The sequence below is a fragment of the Delftia sp. WSY_12 genome (genome assembly GCF_043104645.1).
GTDB classification, from domain to species: domain Bacteria; phylum Pseudomonadota; class Gammaproteobacteria; order Burkholderiales; family Burkholderiaceae_C; genus Comamonas; species Comamonas tsuruhatensis.
The window spans coordinates 14,904-35,648 of sequence record NZ_JBICKW010000018.1; the positions used below are offsets into that span (position 1 = coordinate 14,904).

Genomic DNA, 20,745 nt, shown 5'->3' on the forward strand with positions numbered 1-20,745 from the left:
AAAGCACCAAGTTGGTGCGATGAGGCCATTGTGCAGGCCCGTGCGCGTTCTGCCAAGCGAACCCGCACGGTGCGGTGCGGATTGGCGCGGGCACTTGCCAAGCCGGCAAAACCCACTTCGCAACCGCAGGCATGCGGGGAGTGCTTGTTGGTATGACTGTATTTTTATACAGTTGCTTCATGCTTTCCAGTCCTCCCACGCCTGATCACGACACGGCCCGGGTGCCCCTGCACGCCATCAAGGGCCGGGGCGCAGCCAGCCAACTGGCACACCGCTTCACCACCGACCCGCGCGAGGCCTTCGATGACGGCTGGGGCAGCCTTGAGGCGCCGGCCGAAGGCGAGGAAGCCGCTCCGCTGCGCACCGAACTGCGCTGGGAGCAGGCCCGCTCGGCGCTGAGCCGCCACCAGTCGCCCGACCTGCCGTTTCACATGGGGCTCAATCCCTACCGGGGCTGCGAGCATGGCTGCATCTACTGCTATGCCCGGCCCACGCACAGCTACCTGGGCTGGTCGCCAGGGCTGGACTTCGAGACCCGGCTCATCGCCAAGCAGAACCTGCCCGAGCTGCTGCGCGCCGAGCTGTCGCGCGCCAGCCATGTGGCCGCGCCCGTGATGCTGGGCTCGGTCACCGACTGCTACCAGCCCATAGAGCGCGAGCTGGGGCTGACGCGCCGCCTGATCGAAGTGCTGGCCGAGGCGCGCCACCCGTTTTCCATCGTCACCAAGGGCAGCGGGGTGGAGCGTGACCTGGACCTGCTGGCCCCGCTGGCGCGCCAGGGCCTGGCCTCGGTGCACATCACGCTGACCACGCTGGACGCAGACCTGGCACGCCACCTGGAGCCGCGCGCTGCCGCGCCGTACCGCCGGCTGCGCAGCATCCGCGCGCTGACCGAGGCGGGCGTGCCCGTGGGCGTGAGCCTGGCACCGCAGATTCCCTTCATCAACGAAGACCTGGAGAAGGTGCTGGAGGCGGCCGCCGACGCAGGTGCGCGCCACGCCTTCTATGCCGTGCTGCGCCTGCCCTGGGAAGTGGCGCCGCTGTTCGAGCAATGGCTGCAGGTGCACTACCCCGACCGCGCCCGCCGCGTGATGGAGCGCGTGCGCGACCTGCACGGCATCCAGGGCGAGCAGCGCGAGGCCGGCCGCGTGTACAACGCCGAGTTCGGCCAGCGCATGAAAGGTACTGGCCACTGGGCCGAGCTGCTGCGCCAGCGCTTCGCCCTGGCCTGCCGTCGGTACGGATTCAACCGCGAGCCGCTGCGGCTCGATTGCAGCCTCTACCATCCGTCGCTGCTGCTGGCGCAACGCAGTCTGTTCTGAGCGCGGACCGGCAGGCTCAAACCGCCTCCAGAAACGACCTCACCAGCAGGCTGTCGCTGCGCTCGCGCATGCAATAGACATAGGTGGTGGTGCTGGCCGGGTCGCCCGCGATGCGCAGCGGGCGAAAGCGCGGGTCGGGGATGAATTCGGCTTCGGACACGGCGCCCAGTCCCAGGCCGCGCGCCACGGCTTCGCGTATGGCTTCGCGGCTGCCGATCTCCAGTTCGGTGCGCGGCTGCACCCCGGCGGCCTGCAGCACCGATTCCAGCGCGGTGCGCGTGGTCGAGCCGTGCTCGCGCAGCAGCAGAGGCTGGCCCTGCAGTTCGGACAGCGCGATTTCGCTGCGCCGCGCGAAGGGATGGGCGACATGGGCGAACAGGATGATGGCGTGGCGCGCGTACTCGCGCGCCAGCAGCTCCGGGCGGTCGTAGAGGCCGGCGAGCACGGCCACGTCGGTGTCGTAGCGTTCCAGGTCGGCCAGCACCTGCTGCGAGTTGCCCATGCGGATGGACAGCTGCATGCCCGGGTGCCGTGCGCGGTAGGCGGCCACCATCTCGATCACATGGAAGGGCCCCACGGCGCCGATCTTGAGCTCGCCCTGGTGCAACTGCCCCGAGTCGCGCAGGAAGAATTCGGCCTCGGCCTCCAGCGCCATGATTTTCTGCGCCATGGGCAGCAGTCTGGCGCCTGCGCCCGTGAGCGTCATGCGGTAGCCGCGGCGGTGGAACAGCTCGATCTGGCTTTGGCGCTCCAGCGTGGCGATCTGGGTGGAGATGGTGGGCTGGCTCACGCCCAGTGCGCGGGCGGCGGCGCTGAGGCTGCCATGGTGGGCGACGGCGATGAAGGCGCGGTAGCGGGCGTTGCTCACGAAAGTCGGTATCTCAAGGTTTTGTCTATGGATGCTGTCAAAACCGATTCTGAAACTTTCACATGGCAGAAATATGTCGCTCCTAGCATTCAGCCATACCCACCCGCCTGGCGATTTGACCGGCGATTCACGGATCCACCGATCCGCCGATGTGCCTGACCTGATGCAAAGGAACGCTCCCATGAAGATGAACCGCAAGACCTGGCTGCGCCATGCCGGCGCCGTGCTGGCCCTGGCCTCCACCGCTACCACTGCCGCCTTTGCCCAGAGCGCCGAGCTGCGCGTGGGCCTGATCCCCTCGGAGGACGCGCAGGCCATGATCCGCGCCAGCCAGCAGGTCATGGACCAGCTGGCCACCCGCACCGGCATGAAGGTGCGGCCCTTCGTGGCCAATGACTACAACGGCGTGATCGAGGCGCTGCGCTCCAACAAGATCGACATCGCCTTCCTCGGCCCGTTCTCGTACGTGCTGGCCAACCAGGTGGCAGGCGCCGAGGCCTTTGCCGTGGCCGTGACCAAGAAGACGGGCAAGAGCGCTTACCACAGCATGGTGATCTCCCGCAAGGACAAGGGCCCGGCCAGCGTGGCCGATCTCAAGGGCCGCAGCTTTGCCTTTGTGGACCCGACCTCGGCGTCGGGCCACCTGTTTCCCAAGGCGGGGTTGATGGCCGAGGGCTTCGATGCGGACAAGGGCTTTTCGCGCGTGATCTTCTCGGGCTCGCACGACGCCAGCATCATGGCCGTGGCCAACGGCAAGGTGGATGCGGCGGCCGTGGCCGACCGCATCTTCGACTCCGCCGTGAACAAGGGCCTGGTCAAGCGCGAGGACTTCCAGATCGTCTGGCGCTCCCAGCCCATCCCCGAGTCGCCCATGACCTGGCGCAAGAACCTGGACGCCGGCACCAAGCAGAAGGTGGCTGCGGCCCTGGCCGAGGTCAAGGACCTGCCCTGGGGTGACCAGGGCGTGCTCGACGGCTTCGCGGCCACGGATGACAAGGCCTACGACGTGGTGCGCCAGACGGCCAAGGCCCTGAAGCTGGACCTCGGGAGCATGAAATGATCCGCATCCGCCAATTGCGCAAGAGCTATGGCAGCAACCACGTGCTGCATGGCATCGACCTGGATGTGCAGCCCGGCGAGTTCGTCGTCATGCTGGGCCTGTCGGGGGCCGGCAAGTCCACGCTGCTGCGCTGCATGAACGGCCTGGCCCGCGCCGACAGCGGCACGCTGGAGGTGGGCGGCATGGACCTGATGCTGGGAGGCGGCAGGCACAGCCGGCGCGAGCTGGCTCGCCACGTGGCCATGGTCTTCCAGCACCACAACCTGGTGCCGCGCCTGTCGGTGCGCAAGAACGTGCTGACCGGGCGCCTGGGCCAGACCGGCACCCTGGCCTCGGTGCTGCAGCTGTTCCGCGAAAGCGATATCCGCCTGGCCGACCAGTGCCTGGAGCGCGTGGGCCTGGCCCACAAGGCGCTGGAGCGCACCGAGGCGCTGTCGGGCGGGCAGATGCAGCGCGTGGGCATTGCCCGCGCGCTGGCCCAGCAGCCCCAGGTTATCCTGGCCGACGAGCCCGTGGCCAGCCTGGACCCCAAGACCGCGCGCAGCGTGCTGCAGTACCTGCGTGATGCCACGCGCGAGCTGGGAATTGCCGTGGTCTGCAACCTGCACCAGGTGGACTACGCGCGGGAGTTCGGCGACCGCGTGCTGGGCCTGGCCCAGGGCCGCATGGTCTATGACGGATCGCCGCAGGCGCTGGACGAGGCCGCGCTGCAGGCCATCTACCATGCGCAGCCCACTGCAGGGCAAGGCGCAGGGCAGGGCGCAGAGCCGGACACACCACCGGGCGCGCAGGCCATAGGGCCTGCCGGCCTGCATGCGCAGGCGCCGGTGCCTGCCTCGTGGATGCGGGCCAGCGCGCCCGCAGGAGGACTGTGATGACCAGCGCCAATTCCTGGAGCCCCGAGCCGCGCGACCGCTGGCAATGGACCGCGCCGCGCCCCCACGGTGCCCTGGGCTGGACCGGCTATGCGGCTGCGGCCCTGGCCATCGCCTGGGTGCTGCACTGGAGCGCGGGCGGCGCGCAGATGAGCTGGGGCGAACTGGCGGCAGGCATGCCCCAGATCGCGGATTTCGTGGCGCGCTCCGTGCCGCCGGACTGGAGCATGCTGCCGCGCCTGATGGCGCCCGCGCTGGAGACGGTGCAGATCGCCATCTGGGGCACGCTGCTGTCCGTGGTGCTGGCGCTGCCGCTGTCCTTCATCGCCGCCAGCAACCTGCATGGCTGGCACTGGCTGCGGCGCATCACGCGTCAGTTCCTGAACGTGGTGCGCAGCATCAACGAGCTGATCCTGGCGCTGGTCTTTGTCTCGGCCGTGGGCCTGGGGCCGTTTCCCGGCGTGCTGGCCCTGGCCCTGCATGGCATGGGCATGCTGGGCAAGTTCTTCGCCGAGAGCATCGAAGAGATCGACGACGGCCCGCTGCAGGCCCTGCGCAGCGCAGGCGCCACGCAATTGCAGCTCATCGTCTTCGGCGTGATACCGCAGGCCATCACGGCCTGGATCGCGGTCGTGCTCTACCGCTTCGAGGTCAATCTGCGCTCGGCCACGGTGCTGGGCATGGTGGGCGCGGGCGGGCTGGGGTTCGAGCTGGTCGGCAGCCTCAAGCTGTTCCGCTACCAGGAGACGGCCACCTGCATCGTGGTCATCACCGTGATGGTGATCGCGGCCGATCTCGTCTCCCACTGGCTGCGCCGCCGCATCCAGCAGGGCACCCGCCATTGAGGGCAGCGCTTTTCCTGGCGCCCCCGTTTCATTCAAAGGACCGATTTGTGTGGACCTATCACAACCCCGTTGCCATCCATGCCGGCCCCGGCCGCCTGGACCGCCTGCCCGAGCTGCTGGCCGGGCGCGACTGCCTGCTGGTGACGTTTCCCGAGGCCGAATCCCTGGGCCTGGTGCAGCAGCTGCGCCAACGGCTGGGCAGCCAGCTGTGCGGCGTGGTGGACGGCATTGCGCCCAATCCCGATGTGCAGTGGCTGGCCCCGCTGTATGACCGCGTGCACCGCGAATACGCCGAGGTCCCGTGCATCGTGGCCCTGGGCGGCGGCAGCGCCATCGACTCGGCCAAGGCGCTGATGTGCGCCACGCCCACGCGGCGTTTCGGCGAACTGCTGCAGGCCCTGGAGCAGGGGCTGGCCCTGCCGGCCGCAGGCCACAAGGCGCTGATCGCCATTCCCACCACGGCCGGCACGGGCAGCGAGGTCACGCCCTGGGCCACGATCTGGGACCAGGCCGCTGGCCGCAAGCACTCGCTGCACCAGCACTGGACCTGGCCCGAGGCCGCCATCATCGACGCGCAGCTCATGCAAAGCCTGCCGGCCGGCGCCACGCTGGCCTCGGGGCTGGATGCGCTGTCGCATGCGCTGGAGTCCATCTGGAACCGGCACCGCAATCCCGTCTCCACCACCTTGGCCGTGGGCGCCGCGCGCCGCACCCTGGCCACGCTGCCCGCGCTGATGCAGGACCTGGGCAGCCTGCCGCTGCGAAGCCGCATGGCCGAGGCCGCCCTGATGGCCGGCCTGGCCTTCTCCAACACCCGCACGGCGCTGGCGCATTCGCTGTCCTACGACATCACGCTGCGCCATGGCGTGGCCCACGGCATTGCCTGCTCGTTCAGCCTGCCGCTGGTGCTGGAGATGGCCCTGGGCGCTGACGATGAGGCCGATGCGGCCCTGCTGTCCATCTTCGATGCCGCCACGGGCGAGCTGGCCGTGCAGCGCCTGCGCAACTTCCTCGAAGGCCTGGGCGTGGCCACCGATCCCGCCCACTACGGCGTGCCTGGGGATGAGTGGCAGCAGCTGCTGCAGTCGGCCGCATCCGGCCCGCGCGGGCGCAATTTCATCCGCACGCTGGAATGAACAGGCGCGCGCGGCCCCCTTCTGTTTGAACCTCTTTCCTTGTCAAAAAGCACCATGAACCACACCACCGTCTCCACCGCCGCCGCCGATCTGTCGCCGCTGCAGGCCGTCATCTTCGACTGGGCCGGCACCCTGGTCGATTTCGGCTCGCTGGCACCCACGCAGATCTTTGTCGAGGCCTTTGCCAGCTTCGGCATCACCATCACCCTGGCCCAGGCGCGCGGTCCCATGGGACTGTCCAAGTGGCAGCACATCCACGAGCTGCTGCAGGACGAGGGCATCCGCGCGCAATGGCACAAGGCCTTCGGCCAGCCGCCTGGCGACGCCGACGTGGATGCCATCTACGCCCGCTTCATGCCCATGCAGATCGCCAAGGTCGGCGAGTTCTCGGCACCCATCGAAGGCGCGCCTGAATTGCTGGGCTGGCTGCGCGCGCAGGGCCTGAAGGTGGGCTCGTGCTCGGGCTATCCGCGTGAAGTCCTGAACCAGCTGCTGCCCCAGGCAGCGGCCAACGGCCTGGCTCCCGACCATGTGGTGGCCGGCGATGAAATGGCCGCAGGAGGCCGCCCCGGCCCCTTCATGGCGCTGGCCAATGTGCTGGCGCTGGGCATCGGCGACGTGCGTGCCTGCGTGAAGGTGGACGACACCGTGCCCGGCATCGAGGAAGGCCGCAACGCCGGCATGTGGACCGTGGGCCTGACCCTGTCCGGCAACGAAGTCGGCTACTCCCCCGCCGAACTGGCCGCCGCCCCCGCCGAAGAAGTGCGCGAGCGCGTGGCCCGCGCCGAAGCCAAGCTGCGCGCAGCCGGCGCCCACCACGTGATCGCCAGCGTGAAGGAGCTGCCGCAGGTTCTGGAGCGTATTGCGCAGGACATGCGCGCGGGACGCATGCCTGGATGAGATGAGCCCGTTCTATTTTTTGCCTTGCGCCTAATCTTTGAAACTGGCGCGACCAAAAAACAGGGACGCCGAGCAAGAGCCGCCTCGCGGCGATGGCGTCGTCCCCCTCCCGCGAAGCGAGAGAGGGGGAAGGCGCGAAGCGCCTCAGGGGGTACTCAACTGCTCTGCATGATGGCGCAGATGGTCATCAATGAAGCTCTGGATGAAGTAGTAGCCGTGGTCGTAGCCCCCGTGGCGGCGCAGCGTCAGCGGCTGGCCGGCCTGGGCGCAGGCGGCCTCGAAGGCTTCGGGCAGCAGCTGCTTTTCGATCAGGAACTTGTCGGCCAGGCCCTGGTCCACGAGGATGCCGGCCGGGTAGGGCGCCTGGGTCTGGGCGGCCATCAGGCAGCTGGCGTCATGGACTTCCCAGGCCTTGCGGTCATCACCCAGATAGCCTGAGAAGGCTTTCTGGCCCCAGGGGCAGTTGACGGGGTTGGCGATGGGCGCGAACGCCGACAGGCTCTTGAAGCGGCCCGGATGGCGCAGCGCCAGCGTGAGCGCGCCGTGGCCGCCCATGGAGTGGCCGAAGATGCCCAGCCGCTGCGCGTCGATGGGCAGGCGTGCGGCGATCAGCGGCAGCAGCTCGCCCAGCAGATAGCTTTCCATGCGCCAGTGCAGTGCCCAGGGCTTGGTGGTGGCGTCCAGGTAGAAGCCCGCGCCCACGCCGAAGTCCCAGGCATCGGCCTCGCCGGGCAGGCCTGCGCCGCGCGGGCTGGTGTCGGGCGCGATCAGGGCGATGCCCAGCTCGGCGGCCAGGCGCTGGGCGCCGGCCTTGGTCATGAAGGTCTCTTCGGTGCAGGTCAGCCCGGCCAGGTAGAGCACGGCGGGCACCTTCTCGCCGGCCACGGCCTTGGGCGGCAGGAAGACGGAGAACTTCATGTTCAGGCCGATCTCGGCGGAGAAATGCTCGTAGAAACGCTGTGCGCCGCCGAAGCAGGCATGGGCGTTCTTGAGTTCCAGGGGCGGCATTGCGGACATGGTGTTCCTCAAAAAGAAAAATGCTACGGGCACCTTGGCAAGCGGTGCGTGCAGCATTCAAAGCTGGGGGTTGATACGCTATACACGGTCAACGGCCCATGAAACTGGCGCTGCCCAGGCGCGCAGCGCCTCAGGGGGAGCTTCAGTACACGACGACGGAGCGGATGGACTTGCCTTCGTGCATCAGGTCAAAAGCCTCGTTGATCTCCGGCAGGCCCATGGTGTGCGTGACGAAGGGGGCCAGCTGGATCTCGCCGCTCATGGCCTGCTCGACCATGCCGGGCAGCTCGCTGCGGCCCTTGACGCCGCCGAAGGCCGTGCCCAGCCACTTGCGGCCCGTCACCAGCTGGAAGGGGCGTGTGGAGATTTCCTGGCCCGCGCCGGCCACGCCGATGATGACCGACTGGCCCCAGCCGCGGTGGGCGCATTCCAGGGCGGCACGCATCACGTTGACGTTGCCGATGCACTCGAAGCTGTGGTCCACGCCCCAGCCCGTCATCTCGACGATGACCTGCTGGATGGGCTTGTCGAAATCCTTGGGATTCACGCAGTCGGTGGCGCCGAAGGTGCGGGCCAGGTCGAACTTGGAGGGGTTGGTGTCCACTGCGATGATGCGGCCGGCCTTGGCCAGCTTGGCGCCCTGGATCACGGCCAGGCCGATGCCGCCCAGGCCGAACACGGCCACGGTGTCGCCTTCCTGGACCTTGGCGGTGTTCTTGACGGCACCCAGGCCCGTGGTCACGCCGCAACCCAGCAGGCAGACCTGCTCGGGGTTGGCATCGGGGTGGATCTTGGCCAGCGAGACTTCGGCGACCACGGTGTATTCGCTGAAGGTGGAGCAGCCCATGTAGTGGTAGATGGGCTCGCCGTTGTACGAAAAGCGCGTGGTGCCGTCGGGCATCACGCCCTTGCCCTGGGTGGCGCGCACGGAAACGCACAGGTTGGTCTTGCCGCTCTTGCAGAACAGGCATTCGCCGCATTCGGCCGTGTACAGCGGGATCACGTGGTCGCCGGGCTTGACGCTGGTCACGCCTTCGCCGACCTCGACGACGATGCCCGCGCCTTCATGGCCGAGCACGGCGGGGAAGATGCCTTCAGGGTCGTCGCCCGACAGCGTGAACGCGTCGGTGTGGCAGACGCCGGTGTGGGTGATCTTGATCAGGACCTCGCCCTTTTTCGGGGGGGCCACGTCGATCTCGACGATCTGCAGGGGTTCTCCAGCCTTGAAGGCGACGGCGGCTTTGGATTTCATGGGCGTGTCTTTCTGTCGGGGTGGCTCAGGAACGGCAGTGCGCGCGCTCCGCGAAGCCTTGAATGTAGGCCATGGCCGGGCGGCCCGGCCGCATCATGGCCGCAGCCCCAGGTGATATGTCCGAATCTGAGGGGTGTGGCCGGCTTCGGCCGGGCCTGCTGGCCGTGGGTGCTTGCGTCTTTTCGTATAGTCCGCCCCATTCTTTCCACCCTGACCGCCTCCGAGCCCGCCGTTTCCCATGGACCACCGCCACGCCAGCGCCCACCGCATCGATCTTGTCGTCTACCCCGGCTTCAAGGCGCTGGAGGCCATAGGGCCCATGTCGGTGTTCGACTATGCCAACGTGCACCTGCGCGCGCGGGGCCAGAGCGACGGCTACGAGGTGCGCGTGGTCTCGCAGCGGCAAGGGCCCGTGCGCTCGGACACGCTGATGTCGCTGGAGGCCACGCATACGCTGGCCGGGCTGGAGGCTGCAGGCATGGGCTGCACCGTGGTCGTCGTGGGCTCGCGCCATATCGAGCAGGTGCTGGGCGGCTCGGCCGAGCTGGTCGCCTGGCTGGGCCGCGTGGCGCCGCGCGTGCAGCGGCTGATTGCGCTGTGCTCGGGCAGCTTCTTCCTGGCCGAGGCGGGCTTGCTGGACGGCCGGCGCGCGGCCACGCACTGGAGCGTGACGGCGCAACTGGCCCAGCGCCATCCGCGCGTGCAGGTCGATGCCGATGCCATCTACCTGCGCGAGGAGATCCGCGATGGCGCAGGCAGCCGCCAGCTGTGGACCTCGGCCGGCGTGACGGCCGGCATTGACCTGGCCCTGGCCGTGGTGGAAGAGGATTTCGGCCACGCGCTGGCGCTGGAGGTGGCGCGCGACCTGGTCATGTACCTCAAGCGCCCCGGCGGGCAGTCGCAGTTCAGCGTGCCGCTGGCGGCCCAGGCCGCGCAGCACGGCGGCGTGCAGGCCGTGCAGCAGTGGGTGATGACCCATCTGGCCGATCCCCTGACCCTTGCGCAGATGGCCGAGCAGGCCCATATGAGCGAGCGGCACCTGCGCCGCGTGTTCCAGCAGGAAACCGGGCAAAGCCCCACGGCCTTTGTGGAGAGCGCGCGGCTGGAGGCGGCCAAGCAACTGCTGGAAAGCCAGGCCCATCTGCCGCTCAAGACCGTGGCCGCGCGCGTGGGCCTGGGCTCGGAGCAGGCGCTGCGCCACCTGTTCGTGCGCCACCTGGGCATTACCCCGGTGGCGTACCGGGATCGCTTTGGCGGGCGAGGCGGCGCGGGCTGAACCGGAAACGCTCAGTTCTTTTTTGCGGTCTCGGCTGCTTCGGCGGCCGCGGCGCGCAGCTTGTCCTTCTTGCTGGGGCGGCGGCCCTTGATGCCGCCGTTGCCGTCCTGGGCCACCGGAGGCGGCGGCACGGGCTCGGTGGGCTCGAAGCCCGGCAGCTGCTCCAGTTCAAGGTCCAGCTGGTTGCGCTTGCAGATCAGCGCCCAGTGCGCCTGGTCGGCCGGCGTCACGAAGCTGATGGCCGTGCCGTCCTCGCCCGCGCGGCCCGTGCGGCCGATGCGGTGCACATAGTCGGTGGCCGAGCGCGGCAGGTCGTAGTTGACGACCAGGGGCAGCTGGGTGATGTCGATGCCGCGCGCCGCCAGGTCGGTGGTGATCATCACTTGCCAGCGCTTGGCCTTGAAGTCGGCCAGCGCTTCCTTGCGTGCGCCCTGGCTCAGGTCGCCATGGAAGGCCGTGGCGAAGATGCCGGCCTTGTAGAGCTTTTCAGCCACCAGTTCGGCCGTGTGCCGCGTGGCCACGAAGACCAGGGCACGTTCGAGCGTGACAGGGTCGGTGCCCGCAGCGGTGTCGCCCTGCACCAGCTGGCGCAGCAATTGCGTGCGGCGCGCGCGGTCCACGGCAATGGCGCGCTGGGTGATGCTTTGCGGGCTGGCGGCATCCTGGCCTTCGGCGGCATCGACGCGGGCCTGAACGGGATCGTGCAGCAGGCCCGTGGCCAGCGATTGCACGGCGTCGGGGTAGGTGGCTGAGAACAGCAGGGTCTGGCGTTGCTTCGGCAGCAGGGCCAGCACGCGTTGCAGCTCTTCCTGAAAGCCCAGGTCCAGCAGGCGGTCGGCCTCGTCCAGCACCAGGTGGCGCACGGCGGACAGGCGCACGGCGTTGTGCTCCACCAGGTCCAGCAGGCGGCCCGGCGTGGCCACCAGGAAATCGGCACTGCCGCGCAGCATCATCATCTGCGGGTTGATGGACACGCCGCCATAGACCACGCCGATGCGCGGCGGCTGCTTGAGCGCGCGGCCCAGGTCGGACAGCGTCTCGCCCACCTGCTGGGCCAGCTCGCGCGTGGGCACCACGATCAGCGTGGTCAGGGTTCGCACAAAGCCGCCCTGGGCACCCTGGGCCTTGCCGCCATCCATCCAGCGCTGCAGCAGCGGCAGCAGGTAGGCGGCCGTCTTGCCCGAGCCCGTGGGCGCACAGGCCCAGAGGTCGCGGCCCGCAAGCACGGGGGCGATGGACTGGGTCTGTATGGGCGTGGGATCGACCAGGCCCAGGTCTTGGAGGCTGGAGACCAGCGCCGGGCTCAGGCCGAGGGAGGCAAAGTTCATGGTGTGCAGGGAGTGGCTGGGGCCGGAACCCCGGCGCAAGAAAGGCCCGGCCACGAGGGCCGGGGGGGCATTGTCGGCGAAACCGCGCCGCTGCGTGAAGCAGGGGGCTTGGCCCCGGCGCTCAGGCCAGGCGGCGCGGCCAGCCAGCAGGTCGTTCTCCAGGCCGCCAGCCGTTGCAGCCGGGCCGGTGGAGCGTGCCTGAGCGGCTATCTGGCATCGGCCGCACGAAGCGTTGAGTAAAGCGTCAGAGCCATTGCCAAAACCGGCGCGCAAGAGAAGACCAGACCGTGACTCAAGGCGGGAGCCGGCCCAGCCTCTTCAGCTCCTTGAGCCGCCTTTCCGTGGCGCGGTCCAAGGCGTCTTGCAGCAGGTGCATCTTGCGTTTGTTGCAAGGAGCGCAGTCGTAGTAGCGTGAGGGCACTCCAAGGGGTTCAAGCTTCCTGTTCGCCTCGAAGATTCTGATTCGCCCTGTTGGCTCGATATCCATGACGATGATCTTTCCGCTCTTGAACGTGACGGACGCACCTCCGGAGCATCCGGATCTATCCATGTTTTCTTCGCTGAAATAGGCTTTTTCCGAAATTCGGCGTATATGCTGCAATGCATATCGCACATCCTCCTCGGTCAGGATCACATCGTCGCAATCGAGCCATTTTTTATCCTCCCAAGCGGGGTTGCTTGATGAGGGGGCGAAGATATTGATTTTCTGGATGTTCTTTGCAGAATACCGGGCGTCAGCAGCATGAATCGGCGAGGCCATGACCATCGCTGAAGTTATTGCCCAAAAAAATTGGTGGTACTTCATGGTGTGTTCGTAGGAAGGTTCCAGTTTGCACCTTCTGCTTCGGTCAGATTTTTCCAACTTACCTCGGGATGTTTGAAGACTTCACCGGGCGACAGTTGCATGGAGTCCTGCAGTGCTTCAACAAGCCATGTCAGTGACCGGTTCTGAGCTTGGGTCGGGGCGGGATAGAGGCCGCGCTCTCCTCGCAATCTCTCGGGGGGCAAATCCGCTTCGTTGGAGGAAGGTTTGAACCCCTTCGGCAACTCCGCCCGGCCCACCATCTCGATACCGATGGCCTCCATATTGCTCGGATAGCGTTCACCAGGAGCCTTCATCATCTCGATGCGGTGTACCCCTTTTGCCTTCAGTCCTTCATAGTCCTTGGCCCTGCATTTCCCCACAAGCAGGCATCTTGCCTTCAGCGGCCCCACATGGTTGGCAAGCTGATAGATGGCAGCAGTCTGGTAGATGGTGCCGTCCTTGTCGATCAGGAAGTGCGCCCCATTGGCCTTCGGGTTCCTGTAGCTGTTGAGCGAAGACTGGGCCGTGTTGGCATCGGTCTGGTGCACGACGATGCCAGTGATGGCGGCGGTCCGCTTTCCTCTCTCGATGGCGGGGCTGCGCGCATTCTTGACGCGCGCATGGATGAGCATTCCGTCCTTGGTGATTTCGACAAGCATGTGAGTCCCGGGGTTGCGTTGAACGGCAGCGGGCATTGCGCTGCGCCTCCATCCCGTTTCAGGGAGGGTCAACGGTCACCTTAGGGTAGATGTGATCAATCGAGATCCATGCCACGATAGCCAGAATGGTGTTCCTAGGAGTGGCGTGGCCTTCTGGAACGGTGGACTCGCCCATGAAAAAAGCCCCATGCAAAGGCATGGGGCTTTTGGGTGCCGGGCCGCTGAGGCCCGGACCTGCGATCAGCGCTGGCCGATCGGCTTGACGTCGCGGGACACGGAGCCCGTGAACAGCTGGCGGGGACGGCCGATCTTGTACTCGGGGTCGGCCATCTGCTCGTTGAGCTGGGCGATCCAGCCCACGGTGCGGGCCAGGGCGAAGATGCCGGTGAACAGGTTCACGGGCACGCCGATGGCGCGCTGCACGATGCCGGAGTAGAAGTCCACGTTCGGGTAGAGCTTGCGCTGCACGAAGTAGTCGTCTTCCAGGGCGATCTTCTCGACTTCCTTGGCCAGGGCGAACAGGGGGTCCTTTTCCAGGCCCAGTTCGGCCAGCACTTCATTGCAGGTTTCCTGCATGAGCTTGGCGCGGGGGTCGTAGTTCTTGTAGACGCGGTGGCCGAAGCCCATCAGCTTGACGCCGCTGTTCTTGTCCTTGACCTGTTCCATGAACTCGCCGACCTTGGCAACGCCGCCGTTGGCCTGCAGGTATTCCAGCATGTTCAGGCAGGCTTCGTTGGCGCCGCCGTGGGCAGGGCCCCACAGGCAGGCCACGCCGGCCGAGATGGCGGCGAAGGGGTTGGTGCCCGACGAGCCGCACAGGCGCACGGTGGAGGTGGAGGCGTTTTGCTCGTGGTCTGCGTGCAGGATGAAGATGCGGTCCAGCGCGCGCTCGACCACGGGGTTCACCTTGAACTCCTCGCAGGGGTTGCCGAACATCATGCGCATGAAGTTGCCGGCGTAGCTCAGGTCGTTCTTGGGGTACATGTACGGCGCACCGATGCCGTACTTGTAGGCCATGGAGACCAGCGTGGGCATCTTGGCGATCAGGCGGATCGCGGCGATGTCGCGGTGCTCGGCGTTGTTGATGTCCATGTTGTCGTGGTAGAAGGCCGACATGCCGCCGACCAGACCCGTCAGGACGGCCATGGGGTGGGCGTCACGGCGGAAACCACGCAGGAAGAACTGCATCTGCTCGTTGACCATGGTGTGCTTGGTCACGCGCTCGACGAAGTCGGCCTTCTGCGACTCGTTGGGCAGCTCGCCGTACAGCAGCAGGTAGCAGGTCTCGAGGTAGTCGCAGTTCTTGGCCAGCTGCTCGATGGGGTAGCCGCGGTACAGCAGCTCGCCCTTGTCGCCATCGATGTAGGTGATGGCGGACTGGCACGAGGCGGTAGAGAGGAAGCCCGGGTCATAGGTGAACATGCCGGTCTGCGCGTACAGCTTGCGGATGTCCACCACGTCGGGACCGACGTTGCCCTGGTAGACGGGCAGCTCGACGCTGGGGGCGCCGTTGCTGAAAGACAGCGTTGCTTTGTTGTCTGCGAGTTTCATTTCCAAACTTCCTTCTCTAGATTGCCTAGCCTACTAGCGGGAGAGAACCGGGCTTGCGCTTGCGCACCAGTTCCAGAACTTCCCTGATTTCTTGGGTATCGAGTTCACCTTCAGGCTCCTTGCGGCGCAAGAAGAGGTCCATCAGGTCGTTGTCTGCCAGGTCCATCAAGGCAGACAGACCGCTCGCGTGTCTCCGCGTGAGCTGGTCTCCGTAGGTGGCGAAGAACTGCGCGATGAACAGGTCGTTCTCGACCAGGCCGCGCCGGCAGCGCCAGCGCAGCAGGTCTCGCTCGCGTTCGTCGAGCAGAGTATTCGTCATGGTCATCAGATGGCCCGGCGGACCATCAGTTCCTTGATCTTGCCAATGGCCTGCGTGGGGTTCAGGTGCTTGGGGCACACGTCCACGCAGTTCATGATGGTGTGGCAACGGAAGAGGCGGTACGGATCTTCCAGGTTGTCAAGGCGGTCACCCGTGGCCTCGTCGCGGCTGTCCGCGATGAAGCGGTAGGCCTGCAGCAGGCCGGCCGGGCCCACGAACTTGTCGGGGTTCCACCAGAAGCTGGGGCAGCTGGTGGAGCAGCTGGCGCACAGAATGCACTCGTACAGGCCGTTGAGCTCTTCGCGCTCTTCAGGCGACTGCAGGCGCTCCTTGGTGGGAGACGCGAAGCTGTCGTTCTGCAGGTACGGCTTGATCGAGTGGTACTGCTTGAAGAACTGCGTCATGTCCACGATCAGGTCGCGGATCACGGGCAGGCCGGGCAGGGGCTTGAGAACGATGTCGCCCTGCAGGGTCTTCATGTTCGTCAGGCAGGCCAGGCCGTTCTTGCCATTGATGTTCATCGCGTCCGAGCCGCACACGCCTTCGCGGCAGGAGCGGCGGAACGAGATGGAGGGGTCCATCTCCTTGAGCTTGACCAGGGCGTCCAGCAGCATGCGCTCGTGGCCGTCCAGCTCGACCTCGACGGTCTGCATGTAGGGCTTGGCATCCTTGTCCGGGTCGTAGCGGTAGATCTTGAAAGTGCGCTTCATTTGTCTGTTCTCTCGTGGGCTGCTGGATTAGAACGTGCGGACCTTGGGCGGCACGCTGTCCACCGTGAGGGGCTTCAGGTTCACGGGCTTGTAGTCCAGGCTGTTGGTGGCGCTGTACCACAGGGTGTGCTTGAGCCATTCCTTGTCATTGCGGCCCAGCGGGAACTCGGCGTGGTCGGCAGGATGCTCGTAGTCGTACACGGTGTGGGCGCCGCGGCATTCGTGGCGGGCAGCGGCCGAGATCATGGTGGCCTGGGCCACTTCGATCAGGTTGTCCACTTCCAGCGCTTCCATGCGGGCGGTGTTCCAGACCTTGGACTTGTCCTTGAGGGTCACGGAGCCCACGCGTTCGCGGATGGCGTTGATCTTGACTTCGCCTTCGTCCATGCTCTTTTGCGTGCGGAACACGCCGGCATGCTGCTGCATGGTGGCGCGGATGTCGCCAGCCAGGTCCTGGGCGTAGGTGCCTTCCTTGGAGTCGTCGAGCTGGTTCAGGCGCGTGAGCGTGCGCTCGGAGCCATCGGCCGGCACGGGCTTGTGGTCGCCGAAGCCGTTGACGAACTGCACGATGTGCTTGCCGGCCGACTTGCCGAAGACCAGCAGGTCCAGCAGCGAGTTCGTGCCCAGGCGGTTGGCGCCGTGCACCGACACGCACGAGCATTCGCCCACGGCGTACAGGCCATTGACCACGTTGTTCTGCTGGCCGTCCCACACCACGACCTGGCCGTTGATGTTGGTGGGAATGCCGCCCATCTGGTAGTGGATGGTGGGCACCACGGGAATCGGTTCCTTGGTGATGTCCACGTTGGCGAAGTTGTGGCCGATCTCTTCCACCGAAGGCAGGCGCTTGCGGATGGTGTCGGCGCCCAGGTGGTCCAGCTTCATCAGGATGTAATCCTTGTTGGGACCACAGCCACGGCCTTCCTTGATTTCCTGGTCCATGGAGCGGGACACGAAGTCACGCGGTGCCAGATCCTTCAGCGTGGGAGCGTAGCGCTCCATGAAGCGTTCGCCTTCGCTGTTGAGCAGGATGGCGCCTTCGCCACGGCAGCCTTCGGTCAGCAGCACGCCCGCGCCGGCCACGCCGGTGGGGTGGAACTGCCAGAACTCCATGTCCTGCAGCGGGATGCCTGCGCGTGCAGCCATGCCCAGGCCGTCGCCGGTGTTGATGAAGGCATTGGTCGATGCCTGGAAGATGCGGCCAGCGCCACCCGTGGCCAGCAGCACGGCCTTGGCGTGCAGCTCGTACAGGTCGCCGGTTTCCAGTTCGATGGCGGTCACGCCGACCACGTCGCCCTGGGTGTTGCGGATCAGGTCCAGCGCCATCCACTCCACGAAGAAGTTGGTCTTGGACTTGACGTTCTGCTGGTACAGCGTGTGCAGCATGGCGTGGCCAGTACGGTCGGCCGCGGCGCAGGCGCGCTGCACGGGCTTTTCACCGTAGTTGGCCGTGTGGCCGCCGAAGGGGCGCTGGTAGATGGTGCCGTCGGGGTTGCGGTCGAACGGCATGCCGAAGTGTTCCAGCTCGATCACGACGTTGGGCGCTTCGCGGCACATGAACTCGATCGCATCCTGGTCGCCGAGCCAGTCGGAGCCCTTGATGGTGTCGTAGAAGTGGTAGTGCCAGTTGTCCTCGCTCATGTTGCCCAGCGAAGCGGACACGCCGCCTTGCGCGGCCACGGTGTGCGAGCGCGTGGGGAAGACCTTGGACAGCGAGGCCACGGACAGGCCGGCGCGCGACAGTTCCAGCGCGGCACGCAGGCCGGAGCCGCCAGCGCCGACGATGACGACGTCAAACTTGCGCTTGGTGATGTTTGCTTTGGAGTAGCTCATTCTTAACCTTCAATCGTGGAGACCGCGTCTCTATCAGATACGCCACAGGATCTGGATGCCCCAGCCGGCGCAGCCGACCAGCCAGACCAGGGTGAAAACGTTCAGCACCAGGCGCAGGCCCACGGGCTTGACGTAGTCCATCCAGATGTCGCGCACGCCGACCCAGACGTGCCAGGCCAGCGAGACGATCACGGCGAAGGTCAGGAACTTCATCCACTGCGGGGCAAAGATGCCGGCCCACAGGTCATAGCCGACGGAGCCGGTGCTGAAGATCAGCTTGGCCAGCAGCACGATGGTGAACAGTGCCATCAGCACGCCGGTGACGCGCTGCACCATCCAGTCGCGGATGCCGTAGTGCGCACCGACCACGGTGCGCTTGGAGCCGTAATTCACGGACATGGTTCTTTTTCCTTATCGTGAGGGGAGATCGTCTATCAGTACAGGCCGAACAGCTTGGCGCCCAGGATCAGGGTCAGGCCCACGCTCAGCACCAGCACCACCAGGGCGGAGGTCTTGCCGAACTGCTTGTTGACCGCATGGTGGTTCACGTCCATGAACAGGTGGCGCAGGCCGGCGCAGAAGTGGTGCAGGTAGGCCCAGATCAATGCCAGGCACACGAGCTTGAGGAACCATCCGAAGGGACCCGCGAAAACCGAGGTGAAGCCGTCGAAGGAGATCTCCGAAGTCAGCGACATGTCCATCATCCACAGGATGAAAGGCAGCAGGATGAACATCAGCAGGCCGCTGATGCGGTGCAGGATGGACACGATGCCGGCCGGCGGCAACCGGTAGGTGGGGAGGTCCTTGAAGAAGTTGATGTTGCGGAACTCTGGCCGCTTTTTGGCTTGCTCAGTCATGGCAGGGTACTTTCGTGGATGTAACTGCTTCGTAATCGCTCAGGGGCGGCGATGCAAAATTCTATTGCAATGCAATAAAAACAGCTTTGCTGGGAATTGCGTATTTTCGCCCGCTTCTCTGGGGAACGGATCGTTCAGCTCAGCGCGTTGCGGTAGTGATGGGTGTCGGTGCGGTACAGGCCACGGCGTAACTCCATGGGAACATCGTTGTATGTGTAAGCGGTGCGCTCCACGCTCAGCAGGGGCGTGGTGCTGGGGACATCCAGCAGCAGGGCCTGTTCTGCCTCTGGCAGGACGGCGCGGATCTTTTCGTCGGCGCGCACCATGCGCACGCCGTAGTCCAGCTCGAACATGGCGTAGGTGGGGCCCTGGTAGGCGGACATCTGCTCGGCGGTCAGGCCCTTGAAGGCGTGGCCCGGCAGCCAGATGTCTTCCAAAATGGTCGGGATTGCGGAGAACGACAGCACGCGGCGCACATGCATCACGGCATCGCCGCTGCGCAGCGCCAGGCCGCGCGCCACGTCGGCCGATGCGCGCAGGCGCCGGCAGTCGATGATGCGGCGCTCGGCACGGCCCTCGCCCTGCTGGTCGCCGGCGTCGGGCTGCAGCTTGAGGAAGCGGTACTGCACATGCTGGGCCGCGTGGGTGGCCACGAAGGTGCCCTTGCCCTGGCGGCGCATCACCAGGTTCTCCGCGGCCAGCTCGTCGATGGCCTTGCGCACCGTGCCCTGGCTCACGCGAAAGCGCGCCGCCAGCTCCATCTCGCTGGGGATCAGCTCGCCGGGCCGCCATTCGCCTGCTTCAAGGCTTTGCAGTATCAGTCCCTTGATCTGCTGGTACAGCGGGCTGAAGGCCGGGGTCGATGCGCCCGCGCCGATGGTGGCAGCGGCGGTTTCAGAGGCGAGGGGAGGCAGGGCTGGCATGGGAAAGTTCGGGGTGGGGAGGCTCCCGGCGACGCAGATGAAAGACTTGGAAACAGACGTCGATCATATCTTATATAAGACATAAGACAAATTGACCGGGCTCCGAAATCGGGAGTACACTTTCGCGTTGTTTGCGGAGCACGGGCTGCTGGTTTCTGACGCTGGTGCGACCTGGCGCCGATAACACCTGATTTTTTCCCCATCCCTGGAGTTTCATCATGAGCAAGAAGCCCGTTCGTGTCGCCGTCACCGGTGCCGCCGGTCAAATTGGTTACGCCCTGCTGTTTCGCATCGCCTCCGGCGAAATGCTGGGTAAGGACCAGCCCGTCATTCTGCAACTGCTGGAGATTCCCGACGAGAAGGCCCAGAACGCGCTCAAGGGCGTGATCATGGAACTCGAAGACTGCGCCTTCCCCCTGCTGGCCGGCATCGAAGCCCACTCCGACCCCCTGCAAGCCTTCAAGGACACCGACTACGCCCTGCTGGTCGGCGCGCGTCCCCGCGGCCCCGGCATGGAACGTGCCGACCTGCTGGCTGCCAACGCACAGATCTTCACGGCCCAGGGCAAGGCGCTGAACGCCGTGGCCTCGCGCAACGTGAAGGTGCTGGTCGTCGGCAACCCCGCCAACACCAACGCCTACATCGCCATGAAGTCGGCTCCGGACCTGCCGGCCAAGAACTTCACCGCCATGCTGCGCCTGGACCACAACCGCGCTGCATCGCAGCTGGCTGCCAAGGCCGGTTTCAAGGTCGGCGACATCCGCAAGCTGACCGTCTGGGGCAACCACTCGCCCACGATGTACGCCGACTACCGCTTCGCCACCGTCAACGGTGAAAGCGTCAAGGCCAAGATCAACGACCAGGCCTGGAACAAGGACGTGTTCCTGCCCACCGTCGGCAAGCGTGGCGCCGCCATCATTGCAGCGCGCGGCCTGTCCTCGGCTGCCTCGGCTGCCAACGCTGCCATCGACCACATGCGCGACTGGGCCCTGGGCTCGGGTGGCGAATGGGTCACCATGGGCGTGCCCTCCAACGGCGAATACGGCATCCCCGCCGGCATCGTCTTCGGCTTCCCGGTCACCACCGAGAACGGCGAGTACAAGATCGTCGAAGGCCTGGAAATCGACGCCTTCTCGCAAGAGTGCATCGACAAGACCCTGGCCGAGCTGCAAGGCGAACAGGACGGCGTCAAGCACCTGCTGTAAGCCG

At 66.1% G+C, this 20,745-nt stretch carries 21 protein-coding genes; 8 read left to right on the top strand and 13 right to left on the bottom strand.

Annotated elements, in window-relative coordinates:
* Positions 1 to 179: 179 nt before the first annotated feature.
* Complete coding sequence (locus ACF8LI_RS11455) at positions 180 to 1,322, top strand: PA0069 family radical SAM protein (protein ID WP_392412869.1); 1,143 nt, start codon at positions 180 to 182, stop codon at positions 1,320 to 1,322.
* 16 nt (positions 1,323 to 1,338) lie between these two features.
* Here the strand turns inward: ACF8LI_RS11455 and ACF8LI_RS11460 are convergent, their stop codons facing one another.
* Positions 1,339 to 2,190, bottom strand: coding sequence for a LysR substrate-binding domain-containing protein (locus tag ACF8LI_RS11460; protein ID WP_016450187.1), 852 nt, complete (start codon positions 2,188 to 2,190; stop codon positions 1,339 to 1,341).
* Between the two features lie 181 nt (positions 2,191 to 2,371).
* On the opposite strand from ACF8LI_RS11460, the gene phnD reads away from it, so the two are divergent.
* From phnD to phnX, 5 genes are read left to right on the top strand one after another with little or no spacing between them, the layout of a single operon-like run.
* Positions 2,372 to 3,250 carry a phosphonate ABC transporter substrate-binding protein gene (gene phnD, locus ACF8LI_RS11465; protein ID WP_043792232.1) on the top strand — a complete coding sequence of 293 codons (879 nt, stop codon included), beginning with the start codon at positions 2,372 to 2,374 and terminating at the stop codon, positions 3,248 to 3,250.
* Positions 3,247 to 4,125 (top strand): phosphonate ABC transporter ATP-binding protein, encoded by an 879-nt coding sequence (gene phnC, locus ACF8LI_RS11470; protein ID WP_017406122.1) that lies wholly within the window; start codon positions 3,247 to 3,249, stop codon positions 4,123 to 4,125. The genes phnD and phnC overlap by 4 nt, the downstream gene beginning before the upstream one ends.
* Complete coding sequence (gene phnE, locus ACF8LI_RS11475) at positions 4,125 to 4,970, top strand: phosphonate ABC transporter, permease protein PhnE (protein ID WP_013803443.1); 846 nt, start codon at positions 4,125 to 4,127, stop codon at positions 4,968 to 4,970. Before phnC ends, phnE begins: the two co-directional genes overlap by 1 nt.
* Positions 4,971 to 5,017: 47 nt before the next feature.
* Positions 5,018 to 6,106: an iron-containing alcohol dehydrogenase PsrA gene (gene psrA / locus ACF8LI_RS11480; protein WP_016450191.1), complete on the top strand. Its 1,089-nt coding sequence runs from the start codon at positions 5,018 to 5,020 to the stop codon at positions 6,104 to 6,106.
* Positions 6,107 to 6,160: 54 nt separating this feature from the next.
* Complete coding sequence (gene phnX / locus ACF8LI_RS11485; RefSeq protein WP_392412873.1) at positions 6,161 to 7,006, top strand: phosphonoacetaldehyde hydrolase; 846 nt, start codon at positions 6,161 to 6,163, stop codon at positions 7,004 to 7,006.
* Positions 7,007 to 7,150: 144 nt separating this feature from the next.
* Here phnX and fghA read toward each other — a convergent pair whose 3' ends face one another.
* Positions 7,151 to 8,023, bottom strand: a complete 873-nt coding sequence (gene fghA, locus ACF8LI_RS11490) for an S-formylglutathione hydrolase (protein ID WP_392412875.1) — start codon at positions 8,021 to 8,023, stop codon at positions 7,151 to 7,153.
* A 142-nt stretch (positions 8,024 to 8,165) separates the two neighbouring features.
* Positions 8,166 to 9,275, bottom strand: a complete 1,110-nt coding sequence (locus ACF8LI_RS11495; RefSeq protein ID WP_012204334.1) for an S-(hydroxymethyl)glutathione dehydrogenase/class III alcohol dehydrogenase — start codon at positions 9,273 to 9,275, stop codon at positions 8,166 to 8,168.
* A 238-nt stretch (positions 9,276 to 9,513) separates the two neighbouring features.
* Here ACF8LI_RS11495 and ACF8LI_RS11500 point away from each other — a divergent pair, with 238 nt between their 5' ends.
* On the top strand, positions 9,514 to 10,551 hold the full coding sequence (locus tag ACF8LI_RS11500; protein WP_141829274.1) for a GlxA family transcriptional regulator: 1,038 nt from the start codon (positions 9,514 to 9,516) through the stop codon (positions 10,549 to 10,551).
* A gap of 11 nt (positions 10,552 to 10,562) precedes the next feature.
* Here the strand turns inward: ACF8LI_RS11500 and ACF8LI_RS11505 are convergent, their stop codons facing one another.
* The 10 genes from ACF8LI_RS11505 to ACF8LI_RS11550 form a co-directional block, all read right to left on the bottom strand.
* Positions 10,563 to 11,879, bottom strand: coding sequence for a DEAD/DEAH box helicase (locus ACF8LI_RS11505; RefSeq protein WP_096915707.1), 1,317 nt, complete (start codon positions 11,877 to 11,879; stop codon positions 10,563 to 10,565).
* 292 nt (positions 11,880 to 12,171) lie between these two features.
* A complete protein-coding gene (locus tag ACF8LI_RS11510; protein ID WP_392412876.1) occupies positions 12,172 to 12,684 on the bottom strand; it encodes a hypothetical protein in 513 nt (170 codons plus the stop codon).
* Positions 12,681 to 13,343, bottom strand: a complete 663-nt coding sequence (locus tag ACF8LI_RS11515; RefSeq protein ID WP_392412878.1) for an N-acetylmuramoyl-L-alanine amidase — start codon at positions 13,341 to 13,343, stop codon at positions 12,681 to 12,683. Before ACF8LI_RS11515 ends, ACF8LI_RS11510 begins: the two co-directional genes overlap by 4 nt.
* Before the next feature lie 240 nt (positions 13,344 to 13,583).
* Positions 13,584 to 14,894, bottom strand: a complete 1,311-nt coding sequence (locus tag ACF8LI_RS11520) for a citrate synthase (RefSeq protein WP_016450198.1) — start codon at positions 14,892 to 14,894, stop codon at positions 13,584 to 13,586.
* A gap of 25 nt (positions 14,895 to 14,919) precedes the next feature.
* Positions 14,920 to 15,219 (bottom strand): succinate dehydrogenase assembly factor 2, encoded by a 300-nt coding sequence (locus tag ACF8LI_RS11525; RefSeq protein WP_012204343.1) that lies wholly within the window; start codon positions 15,217 to 15,219, stop codon positions 14,920 to 14,922.
* The gene (locus ACF8LI_RS11530) at positions 15,219 to 15,923 is read right to left on the bottom strand and encodes a succinate dehydrogenase iron-sulfur subunit (RefSeq protein WP_012204344.1); all 705 of its coding nucleotides are present in this window, start codon (positions 15,921 to 15,923) and stop codon (positions 15,219 to 15,221) included. Before ACF8LI_RS11530 ends, ACF8LI_RS11525 begins: the two co-directional genes overlap by 1 nt.
* A 27-nt stretch (positions 15,924 to 15,950) precedes the next feature.
* Positions 15,951 to 17,756 carry a succinate dehydrogenase flavoprotein subunit gene (sdhA, locus tag ACF8LI_RS11535; RefSeq protein ID WP_016450199.1) on the bottom strand — a complete coding sequence of 602 codons (1,806 nt, stop codon included), beginning with the start codon at positions 17,754 to 17,756 and terminating at the stop codon, positions 15,951 to 15,953.
* Positions 17,757 to 17,789: 33 nt separating this feature from the next.
* Positions 17,790 to 18,155, bottom strand: coding sequence for a succinate dehydrogenase, hydrophobic membrane anchor protein (sdhD, locus tag ACF8LI_RS11540; protein ID WP_012204346.1), 366 nt, complete (start codon positions 18,153 to 18,155; stop codon positions 17,790 to 17,792).
* 35 nt (positions 18,156 to 18,190) lie between these two features.
* Positions 18,191 to 18,613 (bottom strand): succinate dehydrogenase, cytochrome b556 subunit, encoded by a 423-nt coding sequence (gene sdhC, locus ACF8LI_RS11545; protein ID WP_016450200.1) that lies wholly within the window; start codon positions 18,611 to 18,613, stop codon positions 18,191 to 18,193.
* 134 nt (positions 18,614 to 18,747) lie between these two features.
* Positions 18,748 to 19,536, bottom strand: a complete 789-nt coding sequence (locus tag ACF8LI_RS11550) for a GntR family transcriptional regulator (protein WP_016450201.1) — start codon at positions 19,534 to 19,536, stop codon at positions 18,748 to 18,750.
* Positions 19,537 to 19,754: 218 nt separating this feature from the next.
* Here ACF8LI_RS11550 and ACF8LI_RS11555 point away from each other — a divergent pair, with 218 nt between their 5' ends.
* The gene (locus ACF8LI_RS11555) at positions 19,755 to 20,741 is read left to right on the top strand and encodes a malate dehydrogenase (RefSeq protein ID WP_012204349.1); all 987 of its coding nucleotides are present in this window, start codon (positions 19,755 to 19,757) and stop codon (positions 20,739 to 20,741) included.
* The last annotated feature ends 4 nt before the right edge of the window (positions 20,742 to 20,745 follow it).